We start from the raw sequence: 12,831 nt of genomic DNA, 5'->3' as shown, positions 1-12,831 counted from the left end.
GAAAGAGGGCAGTTCCGATTGTAGGTAAAGCCCTCTGACCGTTTTTGAAACGGAGGAATCGAGCAATGGCGAAAAAAATGCCAGAGATCGGAGATTACAAGTACGGTTTTGCAGATAGAGACGTGTCCATTTTCCGTTCTAAGCGCGGTTTGACTAGAGAAATCGTTGAAGAGATTTCCCGCATGAAAGAAGAGCCTCAATGGATGCTTGATTTCCGCTTGAAATCATTGGAGCTTTTTTACGAAATGCCAATGCCTCAATGGGGTGGAGATCTTGCCAGCTTAAACTTTGATGAAATTACGTATTACGTAAAGCCATCTGAGAAATCAGAACGCTCTTGGGATGAAGTTCCAGAAGAGATTAAACAAACGTTTGATAAACTAGGAATCCCAGAAGCAGAACAAAAATACCTTGCAGGTGTTTCTGCGCAGTATGAATCCGAAGTTGTTTACCACAACATGAAAGAAGAACTTGAAGATCTTGGAATTGTTTTCAAGGATACAGATTCTGCACTTCGTGAAAATGAAGATATTTTCCGAGAGCACTTTGGGAAAGTAATTCCATCTACAGACAACAAATTTGCTGCATTAAACTCGGCTGTTTGGTCTGGTGGTTCATTCATTTATGTACCAAAAGGAATTAAAGTGGATACGCCACTTCAAGCGTACTTCCGTATTAACTCAGAAAACATGGGACAATTCGAGCGTACGTTAATCATTGTTGATGAAGATGCTCATGTTCACTATGTAGAAGGTTGTACAGCACCAGTCTATACAACGAATTCGCTTCATAGTGCAGTTGTTGAAATCATTATCAAGAAAAATGCTTACTGCCGTTACACTACGATTCAAAACTGGGCTAACAATGTATTTAACCTAGTTACGAAGCGCGCAGTGTGTGAAGCGAATGCGACGATGGAATGGATTGATGGTAACATCGGTTCTAAGCTAACAATGAAATACCCAGCTGTCATCCTAAAGGGTGAAGGCGCACGTGGTATGACGTTATCCATCGCAATCGCTGGTAAAGGTCAACATCAGGATGCAGGAGCGAAAATGATTCACCTTGCACCTAATACTTCTTCCACAATTGTATCTAAATCCATCTCTAAACATGGTGGTAAAGTAACATACCGTGGGATTGTACACTTCGGACGTAAAGCAGATGGTGCTCGTGCGAATATCGAATGTGATACGTTGATTATGGATAACCAATCCACTTCCGATACAATCCCATACAATGAAATCCTGAACGACAACATCTCCCTTGAGCATGAAGCGAAGGTTTCCAAGGTTTCTGAAGAGCAATTGTTCTATCTAATGAGCCGTGGTATCTCTGAGCAAGAAGCAACGGAAATGATCGTAATGGGCTTCATCGAGCCATTTACAAAAGAACTTCCAATGGAATATGCTGTAGAAATGAACAGATTAATTAAGTTCGAAATGGAAGGTTCTATCGGTTAATTGTTTAAAACCCGTCTTCATTATGAGGCGGGTTTTTCATATTCCAAAAATAGCAGAATCTACTTGTATTTTTACAAAAGACTCTAATATATGCTTAATAATAGAATATGGAACCAAGGAGGAGAGGCATTTGAAACAAATCTCTCATCTCTTCTTGTTCTATTATCCGCTTGTAATGGGTTTGATTTGGATTACAGGTGGATTACTTTTTTTTATAAGAAGGGAAAAAAAGATAGATATCGACATTCCTGATGATGAATTACCTTTTGTATCCGTTCTAATTCCTGCTCATAACGAGGAATATACCATTGCTGAAACAATCCAGCATTGTTCAACGCTCAATTATCCAGGATATGAAATTATTGTGATTAATGATGGAAGTACAGATCGAACAATTGATATTTTAGAACAGTTACTCAAGCAATATCCAAGCTTAAGGGTAGTACACCTTAATAAAAATAAAGGCAAGGCAAATGCACTTATTCAAGGTGTGTTGGTTTCTAGAGGTGATTATGTTGCAACCATTGATAGTGATGCAATCCTAGATAAAGATGCTCTGCGCTATATGATTTCACATTTCATCATACCGAATAATGGTGAAAGGGTAGGCGCGGTTACTGGGAACCCTAGGACAAGGAATAGAGCTAGCTTATTATCTAAAATTCAATTATTGGAATATACAAGCATCATTGGTTTGATTAAGCGTACGCAAAGGTTATTCGGTAAAGTGATGACCGTTTCTGGAGTATGTGCAGTTTTTAGGAAAAAAGCTTTATTTGATGTAGGTATGTGGGATACCGATCTCATTACTGATGATATTGGTATCACTTGGAAGCTGCAACGAAGATTTTGGGATATCAGATATGAACCTAAGGCCCTTTGCTGGATGTGGGTACCAGATACTTTTAAAGGTATCTGGAAACAAAGGTTGAGGTGGACTCAAGGTGGAATTGAAGTCATGCTTCGACATTCTGATATATTTCTTGATTGGAGACAAAGAAGGCTTTTCCCTGTTTTTATAGAGCAAGTCCTCAGCTTTACATGGGCTCATTTATGGTTCGTTTCATCGATTGTTGCTGTATATAATTTCTTTTTCAAGCAGGGTTTGATTTCTCCAATCTTATTAATCAGTAATTACTTAGCCATAATCAGTGTATTACAATTTACTATTGCAGTACTTATTGAAAGGCAATATGAAAAAGGCTTATTTAAATATCTATTTTGGTCTATATGGTACCCACTTGTTTATTGGCAAATATCTGCATTGTTAGTGGTTGTGGCATTCCCTAAAGCATTGAAAATTTTAAGGAAATCAAACAAGCAATTTGCTACTTGGAAAAGCCCAATTCGAGAAGTGGAGTCATAATTGGTTAAATTCATGTTTGTTGCATGGGGTGTTTTCAATTGGTTATAAAACAAAAAAGAAACCGAAAAAAGTTCATTTTCGAAAGTGTTATTACAAGCTTAGCTTGGATATTTATCGTGTATTTTGTATATTTGTTATTCTCATATGTTGAATTTGATTTTAATGTTAGATTCTATAAATTATCACTCTCCAATATAGATGCAATCATAATTTTTACTTTTTCCTTCGTTATTTTTGCTTTTTTATCTTTCTTTTTTTGGGGCGAATACAATAAAAAGAGATTTGGTAGTCTAAATCGAAGGTCCTTTCCAAAGCCCTTGGAAATAGAAGAAATTGCAGCCTTTTATTCAATCCGTCCTGAAGAGGTTCATACATTACAGGGACAGCGCTATGTTGAGAGATGATTGTGATCAGTTTATTAGTAGGGTAGCTTAATTAAATAAGCTACCCTATTTTCTTTCTTATTAGTTAAAACACCGGAGTAACAGGTATGGATGTCATGGAAGCAGCTTAGCATGAATAATGCCTGTATCGAGGTTGGAAGAGTAAACAATAATACGGTATAGCTGAGCAACAATGATGCCCGCAAGCTAACGTACCGATAATATAAGGGAGAAAGGATATGTCCATAGATATGATACAATTAAACCAATATTAGGAGGGTGGTATTGTGATTTGGATTGGAGTGACTGGATGGGGTGACCATGATACTTTGTATGCTGGAAATGTCCCATCTCGAGATAAATTGAAGGAATATGGGGCACATTTCCCTATTGTCGAAGTAGATGCGGCATTTTATGCGATTCAACCGAAACGTAATGCGGAAAAATGGGTGAAAGACACCCCTGCCTCCTTCCAATTCATCGTTAAAGCTTATCAGGGGATGACGGGCCATCAACGAGGTGAGATTCCTTTTAGTAGTAAGGAAGAGATGTTTTCTGCATTTCTAGATTCATTATCGCCCTACCAAGAGGCAGGAAAACTTGCCATGGCACTTTTTCAGTTTCCACCTTGGTTTGATTGTAAGAAAGAGAACGTGGATTATTTAAGATGGTGTAAGGAGCAAATTCAAGGGATTCCAGCAGCACTTGAGTTTCGGAATCAAACATGGTTTTCACCAGCGTATTATGATAAAACACTTGCATTTATGGATAATGAAGGCTGGATACATAGTATTTGTGATGAACCGCAATCTGGAAGTGGATCAATTCCTTTTGTTCCTTATGTTACTGACCCTGACAAGACCTTAGTTCGTTTCCATGGAAGGAATGCACATGGATGGACGAAACCTTCAAATGGGAAGGACTGGCGAGATGTTCGTTACCTATATAAATATAATGAAAAAGAATTAATAGATTTAAAAGAGAAATTACTTACAATTCAAGGGGAAACGAAACAACTATATGTATTATTTAATAATAATTCTGGTGGAGATGCAGCAGATAACGCAAAAGAAATGATAGAATTGTTTGGTGTTGCTTATGAAGGTCTTGCTCCAAAGCAGCTCGATTTGTTTTAGAAGTACATAATTATTAGACAGAGGTGCATGGAGAGTGGAATGGATTGTTTTACTAATCATCATTGGATTATCCTCAGGAACAATTGGTTCATTAATTGGCTTAGGAGGGGGAATTATCATTGTTCCGGCATTGCTATTCTTTAGCTCAGCATCTGGATTGCTTACACCTTTAACCCCTCAGGTTGCCGTAGGAGTATCAACTGTGGTTATGATTTTCACTGGATTGTCTTCAACTTTAGCGTATATGAAGCATAAAACAGTAGATTATAAGTCCGGTTTCATATTTTTTGCGGGAAGTGCATTAGGAGGCATTTTAGGTGCCCTCATGAACAAACATATGGAACTTGATGATTTTAATCTCTATTTTGGAATTTTTGTTATCTTAATTTCTTTAGTTCTAATGATTAAGGATCGATTAAAGCCAGTCTCATTTAAAGAAACTTTTCAAATTAAGAGGGTTTTCAAAGATCCGGATGGAAAAGAGTTTCATTATGGATATAATGTGTTACCTGCACTCCTGATTTCTATTGCAGTAGGATTTTGTTCAGGGCTATTTGGCATTGGAGGAGGTTCACTGATTGTACCAGCCATGATTTTGCTGTTCTTATTCCCGCCGCATGTTGCAGTAGCTACATCGATGTTTCTCGTATTTCTGTCATCCATGGTCAATTCAGTCACACATATTTCATTAGGAAATGTGAATTGGGCGTACGCAGCAGCTCTAATTCCAGGTGCTTGGTTTGGAGCAAAACTTGGGGCTTACATCAATAAAAAACTCACAAGTAAGTCACTTGTTAACATTTTACGAATTATGCTTCTGATTATAGGTATTCGCCTAATTTATCAAGGTATTATAGGGTAAGGTTTAAAAAAACAGAATAGGTAAACACCCTTTCTTGGCAATTTTCATATGTATGAATGTGAGGAAAGGAGTGTGATGTTTAGATGATGAGCATGACACCGATTGAAATTGGAGGTAGAACGTTTCTAGGGATATCCGTACAAATCCCTAAAACGAATTTGTTGGTAGTGACCTCTGATAAGGGATATATTATGTGTGGCGCTCTAGATATCGGATTATTAAATGCGAAACTTAAGGATCGTAAAATAATTGCGGGTAGAGCAGTCGGTGTAAAGACCCTAGATCAGCTTCTGGAAGCGCCTCTAGAATCAGTTACATTTGAAGCGGAAAGTCTCGGAATTCACGTAGGAATGAAGGGACGGGACGCGTTATTATATATGTAGGCCATTAAGCTACCTAGTTTGGTGGCTTTTTTCTATGTTTTCGTAATAATAAATTGGATATATTCATAAATTATGGAAAAATAATGTAAATTTTATGTCACTATTTTCCTAAAAATGCAGGATTACTTATTTTTATCACATTTCATACTTGATTAAACACATTTTTAATAGATAATAAAGCTATATATTAGTTAAATTTTCTATTAATTATTATTTCAAAAATTGGATTTTTATACAGGAGATTGTGATGAGACTTTTATCTACGTCTAGCCTGAAAGCAGGATACAAGATAGGTAAGTGTATCTATAATGAAAGAGGGCAAATTTTGCTCAATGAAGGTGTTGAGCTTACAGATCGACTGATTGTTAGGTTGCAAGAGTTAGGCATCCCGTATGTATATCTTGCAGATCCCAAGACAGAACGAATTGTCCCAACGACTTCATTAACGGAGCAATTAAGACAACAGGCGATCATCACTATAGAAGAAACCTTTAAAAATATAGAATTTAAAGAAAGTATAACTGGATCTTTTGTTGTTGAGAAAGCTTCAAAACGATTCATGGAATTAATAAGGTCAATCCTTACCGAAATTAAAGGAAACCATGAATTATTGACTCTTCTCACCGATGTTTATACATATGATAATTATATATTTAGCCATTCACTGAATGTTACCTTATATTCTTTGGCAATTGGAATAGAATTAAAGTTAAATCAAAAGCAATTAGAGACTCTTGGATTGGGTGCAATTTTGCATGATGTCGGAAAAATGATGGTACCCTCTGAAATCTTACTTAAGCCTGGAAAGCTCTCAGACAATGAATTTGAAGAAGTAAAAAAACATTCAGAGTATGGTTTTAATTTACTAAGAGGAGTGGGGACACTCCCTCTTCTGGTGGCGCATTGTGCTTATCAACATCATGAAAGGCTTGACGGTTCAGGCTATCCTAGAGGCTTACGCGAACAAGATATTCATTATTTTGGGAAAATCATTGCTGTAGCGGATGTATTTGATGCAGTTACATCTAACCGTGTTTATAGAAGTGCAATGTTACCACATCATGGGTTGGAAATTCTTTATGCTGGATCAGGTACACAGTTTGATACAAGCATTATAGAAGCGTTTAGAAAAGCCGTAGCTATTTACCCAAATGGTGTGGCAGTAGAATTGAACAATGGAAATAAAGGAATAGTTGCTAGACAAAATATCGGGTTAAGTGAAAGACCAGTTCTGTTGATCCTTGAAGAAGATGGGTACGAACTTAAATCACCTTACGAATATGATTTAAAAGATCATCTCGATATAATCATTGTAAACTGCAACACTGAAGTATTTGAAAAACAAACCTGTTGATTATTCTTTAAAAATAGAAGCCTAGATCCCTCTATACAAGCATACATATAGCTTGTAAGGAGGGATTTTTTTGAGCTTCTTTAGACGTAGGGGTCTGCCAAGGTCGAAAGGACCCTTGCCTACACGATATGTTTTCCTTTTAACATTTGTTTTCTTTCTTTTCTCTACGGCAGGAGGGCTCTATGTTATCAATAGAGGGATTGAACCTACTTTAATGAACTATGCAGAAACACAAACGCAAAAAATTGCTTCTCTTGTGATAAATAAAGCTATTAGCCAAAAAATTGCAAATGGGATAGACATGAATGAAATCATAGAGTTTACCTCTACTGATTCAAATAGTGACCTAACTGCCCCTGTTAAGTTTAATACTGAAATGATTAATCGTGTTAACGCCGAAATTGTGAGTACTGTTTTAATGAATCTTAAGTCAGCTGAAAAAGGTCAACTAGCCCTTATTGAGGAAACTGCAGGAGTTGAAATTGAGCAGGATGGTACAGAATCAGAAGGCATTGTCTTCTATGTTCCGTTAGGTCAAGCAACGAATAACGCTTTATTAGGAAACTTAGGACCAAGGATACCAGTCAAATTCAATGCGATAGGTAATGTTCATTCTGATGTGCGAAAAAAAGTCACTCCTTTTGGAATCAATAATGCATATGTAGACATCACGATCCACATAGAAGTGACCGTTCAAATCATCATACCGTTTGCTACCAAAGTGCATACTGTCACACAAGATATACCTGCAGGAATGATCGTCATTCGTGGTCAAGTTCCTGAGTTTTATAATAGTGGGGGTAAGGCGGATCCATCAGTTGGATTACCAAGTTCAAAGAAAAAATAGATGCCAAAGGCTATCAATATTTGTATACAAGAATGGAAGAAAAACTTATTATTAACTGATATACCTTGTGGATCAGGCATTGGATAATTATTTCCGGCTTTCTGAGGACACTTGAGTGAAAAAATCTTAAAGGACTAGTTATCAAATATCAAGTGGCTGCCAATGGCAGCCTCTCAGACTGTAGACAAACTCGAAGATTTTCGAGTTTGTCTACAGTCTTTTTTCTTTTACAATGAAAAAAGAGAGCTAAGAACTAGAAGTTGATTTCCGATCCGGGCGAACGCCCCCCGGAGCAAGCGCCTGGAGCGGAAATCAACCTTTTCCCCTACAATACATATCAAAAATGACAAAAGGTATCGAGAGAGAGTGCTCTCGATACCTTTTGACGGCAATTTGAAAGGATGTCAATGGCAGCCTCTTATGTTTCTTTGCAATATGAGGTTCATTTTATTTTTTCCTCTTTGCACGGGCTTGTCTTTCCCACAGTTTTAAATGTGGATGAGGATCAAAACTCCATTCTAGGAAACCATTGTCTTTATACATGCCATAGTGAAGATGCGGTGGAAACTTTCCTGAAGTCCCAGGTGGTCCGTATCCGGAGCTACCGACACCTCCAATAACCATACCTGGTTCTACGATTTGTCCTATTTGTAAGCCTTTAGCAAATCCGCTAAGGTGGGCAAAGTAGTGATACGTGTTATTAATATCGCGAATGCCGATTCTCCATCCTCCGTATTTATTCCAACCCTTCATTTCAATAATTCCATAGCAAGTTGACCTGACAGGAAGCCCATAATCCGCAAAGATATCGGTTCCTTCATGAGAACGCCTTCCACCCCATCCACGTGCCATACCCCATGTATTCCTATAACTATAGTGACCATAAATTGGGACTGGAAAAGCTTTGTCACTTAAATTGATTCGTCCATAATGTTTGAAGAGTTTAGCATTTCCCATTATAATCCCGACTGCTTTGTCCCTTTTATAGTAGTCCCAAAGAGCAATCCGTATATTTTCTTCATCTGTCCCATATTTAAGTAGATGTTGGGCGAAACTGACTAATAAATCTTCAGGTTCTTGAAGGCTTGCTTTTCCATTGCCATTACCATCAAGTCCGAATCCATCAAAATATTGAATGGAAAGCGGATTTTCATCAGTATTATTGGGGTTTGCTGGTCCTCTCCATTTTTCAGACTCAATATAAAACCCAGCAGGACCTGATGAATCAGGTAAATCCCTTCTTGCATTTCTGACACTATGCTCATATTGGTCGGCGGCTGCAATATAATACCATGGAATTTGCATGGTCTTCTCTATGAAATAATAGAGGTTCATCCTTGTTTTGTGTGTTGTGGCTTCTAAATCTTGCGCTAAACTTTGCTTCGGGATAATGACAAGTGTGAATGCAATAATGATAGGTACAATTATTTGACGCAAGGGGATGCTCCTTTCTAGATAGAAGGTTTTACTTTTTAAATTTAGAGCAGTGTCTAGCTACAGCGCCAAGCGACTAGTGTGTTTCCGCCCCGTCCTTACGATAAGTCAACATCGAATCACTATCGTTCTTCATGTTTCCTTTATCTCATACGGGGGACGTCCAGCCCATACGACTTCCACAGGATGTGGTGATGTCAGCGTTCGCCACAGGACGTGGCGGATTTTAGCTGACGTTCCTTATTAACGGGGCGCTTGCGCTTTTCTTATGTAAATCCAAATCACGGACGTTTGGTTAACAGTATTGTGATACATATATTCTGTGGAATCTGACGTTAATTACTTATATCAATTATTGGAAAAGAAAATGAAAAACTTGTCGAATGTAATTTTTTTATGATAAAGTGACAAAGGAGAAATAGAATTATTCGTTTAAATATAGATGGGAGATGACGGCCTCGTGAGTAAGAAGGAAGAGTACGTTCGTAAACCTGAATGGCTGAAAATTAAGCTCAATACGAATGAGCATTATACTGGCTTGAAAAAAATGATGAGGGAAAAAAATCTACATACTGTATGTGAAGAGGCTAAATGTCCAAACATCCACGAATGTTGGGCAGTAAGACGTACTGCTACCTTCATGATACTCGGAGATACTTGTACGAGAGCTTGTCGTTTTTGTGCCGTTAAAACGGGCTTGCCAACCGAGCTTGATTGGGCAGAACCAGAACGCGTTGCCGATTCAGTCGTATTGATGAACCTCAAGCACGTAGTAGTCACTGCAGTTGCTAGGGATGATCTAAAGGATGGAGGATCTGCTGTATTTGCTGAGACAGTTCGTGCAATCCGTAGAAAGAATCCGTTCACTAGCATTGAAGTATTACCATCTGATATGGGTGGAGTGTATGAAAATTTAAAAGCCTTAATGGATGCGAAGCCAGATATTCTAAATCACAATATTGAAACAGTGCGTAGATTATCTGATCGAGTGCGTGCACGTGCTAAATATGAACGTTCATTAGAATTTTTGCGTCGCGCAAAGGAAATGCAACCTCAAATCCCGACCAAATCTAGCTTAATGATAGGTCTTGGAGAAACAAGAGAAGAAATCATCGAAACAATGGACGATCTTCGAGCAAATAATGTAGACATCATGACAATTGGACAGTATTTGCAACCAAGTAAAAAGCACTTAAAAGTAGAAAAATATTATACACCAGCTGAATTCGCTGAGTTTAAAGAAATAGCTCTTTCCAAAGGCTTCAGTCATTGTGAAGCTGGACCATTGGTTCGTTCATCCTACCATGCAGATGAACAGGTAAATGCAGCTGCGAAGAAAAAGCAATTAGACGGCGAAAAAGCAATGAATGCATAATTGCACACAAAAAGAGGATCATGAAAAGGGATAGTATCCCATTTCATGATCCTCTTTGTATTTCATTTAGACCATTTTAAATACTAGTTGTCCAATCAATAAGAACAAAATAGTTAAAAGTAAGGATTTGGCAACTTTTAGTGGAACATGGGGAAGTGCAGCCATGCCTAATTGTGAACCAATAGCAGATCCTATCGCCATTCCAATCGCGTAATGCCATTCAACAAAACCTGTTTGATAAAAGACGATAAAAGCCCCTACGCAACTTCCAAGAATGACAACTCGAGTAAGTTGAACAGCTTTTACATAGTTGAAATTTCTACCCATGAAGTGAATGATTCCAAATGTAGTTGAGCCAGGTCCAAATCCACCATCATATAACCCAATAAAAAATAAAATGATATTAGACTTAAAAGAAGCAGAGTCCGAAACTCCTTCAACCTGGGAAACCCATTTTTTACTTCTTAGAGTTACAAATAGTGCAAAAGCCAATAAGATCATGGCAATGACATTCATTGTTTTCTCTGAAATGCTAGTGGTGACAAGTGCACCACAAACACCACCAAAAATCCCTAAAAATAAATTTAATAAAATGGTTTTGATTTCTAAAGTTTTACTCTTGAATAAATATGAAACACTAGTCAAAGCTCCAAAAGCGGTGGCAAATTTATTCGTGGCTATCCCCATCTGAATTGGTACGCCAATCAACATCATAGCTGGAAGCGTAATTAATCCCCCTCCACCCGCTAACGTACCAATAAAACCGGATAATGTTCCTAAACAGATTAAAATAAAAAATAAAGCATCCATCTTTTTCCCCGCTTTCAACTGCAAGAGCGAATGTTGTAACTATCTAATTATAAATAGCGATCCCAATCCTATCAATGGTTATATACAAATGTTTTCAACATGGAACTTGAGAACTTAGAAGAATTAATGAGATTAGGAATAGGAAAAAGACAGGCTTTTTTAAAATAACATGAAGATAACAACGAAAAAAAGGGAGCTAGCTGACGGCCCCCTTACATACTATTTGGTCATGTTCATTTTTTCACCTTGCTGAGCACCATTTTCATCTTCGTAATTTCCAACGTCGCGACCTTGCGGTGATTTTTTCATTTCTTTGATCGTTTTATCAATCATGCTTTGAACATTAGGGCTGTCGGTTTCCAAAGTACTATAATTTTCGATATACTGAGATAAAGCAGGGTTATCACTTACGTACACATGGTAGTATCGTGGAACAACCGACATTGCAGTCTTCTTAACCTGATCTGCAGATTCAACTCGGTTATTTGCATGAGTGTCGTAAACAACCAATACTTCTTCATCGGTAACCAAAGTCGAAACATCGTCAATATTTGGAAGCTGTAAACTAAGTCGAGTAATGACATCCGCAAGCTGTTCACGGTCAATTCCTGGAGTCATTGTGTTTGTCATTTTATTATCAACGGATGTCTTTTGAAGACGGATGAAACCGAAATCTTCTTGATCTGTGTTAACTCCGCGATAGTCCTCATCATAAACCTGTGATGGTGAGCTAACTTTTGCTGGAGAAACAGAATTTCTAAAATCTTCTTCAGCCATTCTATTGGAGCAAGCTGTTAAAGCAACAATCGAACTGATTCCAATTACGATAAATGATTTTTTTATCATCAGTAAACACCTCCTACATTAGTAGCATGACCATTAAAGAAGAAAAATCCCTTAGTAATTGATGGGGAATAAGTTATAATTTAAGAAACAAGTTGGAGATATGTGAGGTGAAAGTATGATCACAGTTCAAAACTATACTTATGAAATCATGGAGAATTATCGAGAAGGTTTTAATGAGGAAGCCTTTAAGGCCAGATATAGTGAAATACTGAATAGATATGACTACATCGTGGGTGATTGGGGATACGGACAATTAAGGCTGAGAGGTTTTTTCGACGATCAAAATCAAAAAGCTTCTTTCGATACCAAAATCAGTACTTTATCAGAATACCTTTATGAATACTGTAACTTCGGATGTCCGTATTTTGTGGTTAAAAAAGTAAAGAAGTAATGAAAAGCCGTAATTTGAATTGTAAAACTAAAGTTGCTGGACTTTAATGTCGTACATTAGTTTAAAATGAGTACACCATTTTTTTTCAGTGGTGTACTTTTAAATGCGTTTTTTTGAGATAAAAAGGATAATGATTGTTTGAACCACAAGAGTGGTAAATTGGTCATATATAATATCAAAA

Annotated in this window: 13 protein-coding genes; 10 read left to right on the top strand and 3 right to left on the bottom strand. The window is 37.4% G+C overall.

Features of this window, described 5'->3' with window-relative positions:
* Nucleotides 1–65: 65 nt before the first annotated feature.
* The 8 genes from sufB to yunB all read left to right on the top strand — a co-directional run bounded on the left by sufB (nt 66) and on the right by yunB (nt 7,794).
* Nucleotides 66–1,463, top strand: a complete 1,398-nt coding sequence (sufB, locus tag G3O09_RS00295; RefSeq protein WP_163098911.1) for a Fe-S cluster assembly protein SufB — start codon at nt 66–68, stop codon at nt 1,461–1,463.
* 130 nt (nt 1,464–1,593) lie between these two features.
* Complete coding sequence (gene pgaC / locus G3O09_RS00290) at nt 1,594–2,829, top strand: poly-beta-1,6-N-acetyl-D-glucosamine synthase (RefSeq protein WP_240338287.1); 1,236 nt, start codon at nt 1,594–1,596, stop codon at nt 2,827–2,829.
* A gap of 23 nt (nt 2,830–2,852) precedes the next feature.
* On the top strand, nt 2,853–3,233 hold the full coding sequence (pgaD, locus tag G3O09_RS22915; protein ID WP_420850305.1) for a poly-beta-1,6-N-acetyl-D-glucosamine biosynthesis protein PgaD: 381 nt from the start codon (nt 2,853–2,855) through the stop codon (nt 3,231–3,233).
* Between the two features lie 266 nt (nt 3,234–3,499).
* The gene (locus G3O09_RS00280) at nt 3,500–4,348 is read left to right on the top strand and encodes a DUF72 domain-containing protein (protein WP_163098905.1); all 849 of its coding nucleotides are present in this window, start codon (nt 3,500–3,502) and stop codon (nt 4,346–4,348) included.
* Nucleotides 4,349–4,382: 34 nt separating this feature from the next.
* Nucleotides 4,383–5,210, top strand: a complete 828-nt coding sequence (locus tag G3O09_RS00275) for a sulfite exporter TauE/SafE family protein (protein WP_163098903.1) — start codon at nt 4,383–4,385, stop codon at nt 5,208–5,210.
* 83 nt (nt 5,211–5,293) lie between these two features.
* Nucleotides 5,294–5,593 (top strand): YunC family protein, encoded by a 300-nt coding sequence (locus G3O09_RS00270; protein ID WP_163098901.1) that lies wholly within the window; start codon nt 5,294–5,296, stop codon nt 5,591–5,593.
* 247 nt (nt 5,594–5,840) lie between these two features.
* Nucleotides 5,841–6,947: an HD-GYP domain-containing protein gene (locus G3O09_RS00265; protein WP_163098899.1), complete on the top strand. Its 1,107-nt coding sequence runs from the start codon at nt 5,841–5,843 to the stop codon at nt 6,945–6,947.
* 70 nt (nt 6,948–7,017) lie between these two features.
* Nucleotides 7,018–7,794 carry a sporulation protein YunB gene (gene yunB / locus G3O09_RS00260; protein ID WP_163098897.1) on the top strand — a complete coding sequence of 259 codons (777 nt, stop codon included), beginning with the start codon at nt 7,018–7,020 and terminating at the stop codon, nt 7,792–7,794.
* A gap of 447 nt (nt 7,795–8,241) precedes the next feature.
* Here yunB and G3O09_RS00255 read toward each other — a convergent pair whose 3' ends face one another.
* Complete coding sequence (locus G3O09_RS00255) at nt 8,242–9,186, bottom strand: M23 family metallopeptidase (protein ID WP_240338306.1); 945 nt, start codon at nt 9,184–9,186, stop codon at nt 8,242–8,244.
* Nucleotides 9,187–9,688: 502 nt separating this feature from the next.
* On the opposite strand from G3O09_RS00255, the gene lipA reads away from it, so the two are divergent.
* The gene (lipA, locus tag G3O09_RS00250) at nt 9,689–10,603 is read left to right on the top strand and encodes a lipoyl synthase (RefSeq protein WP_163098895.1); all 915 of its coding nucleotides are present in this window, start codon (nt 9,689–9,691) and stop codon (nt 10,601–10,603) included.
* Nucleotides 10,604–10,669: 66 nt separating this feature from the next.
* Here the strand turns inward: lipA and G3O09_RS00245 are convergent, their stop codons facing one another.
* Both G3O09_RS00245 and G3O09_RS00240 read right to left on the bottom strand, forming a co-directional pair.
* Nucleotides 10,670–11,413 (bottom strand): sulfite exporter TauE/SafE family protein, encoded by a 744-nt coding sequence (locus G3O09_RS00245; RefSeq protein ID WP_163098893.1) that lies wholly within the window; start codon nt 11,411–11,413, stop codon nt 10,670–10,672.
* 219 nt (nt 11,414–11,632) lie between these two features.
* The gene (locus G3O09_RS00240; protein WP_163098892.1) at nt 11,633–12,259 is read right to left on the bottom strand and encodes a YhcN/YlaJ family sporulation lipoprotein; all 627 of its coding nucleotides are present in this window, start codon (nt 12,257–12,259) and stop codon (nt 11,633–11,635) included.
* A 115-nt stretch (nt 12,260–12,374) separates the two neighbouring features.
* Between G3O09_RS00240 and G3O09_RS00235 the strand changes: the two genes are divergently transcribed.
* Nucleotides 12,375–12,650, top strand: a complete 276-nt coding sequence (locus G3O09_RS00235) for a YutD family protein (protein WP_163098890.1) — start codon at nt 12,375–12,377, stop codon at nt 12,648–12,650.
* Nucleotides 12,651–12,831: the final 181 nt, after the last annotated feature.

It is taken from the genome of Peribacillus alkalitolerans, assembly GCF_010882125.1.
Classification (GTDB): Bacteria; Bacillota; Bacilli; order Bacillales; family DSM-1321; genus Bacillus_BN; species Bacillus_BN alkalitolerans.
This window is presented reverse-complemented; position numbering and strand designations above follow the sequence as displayed.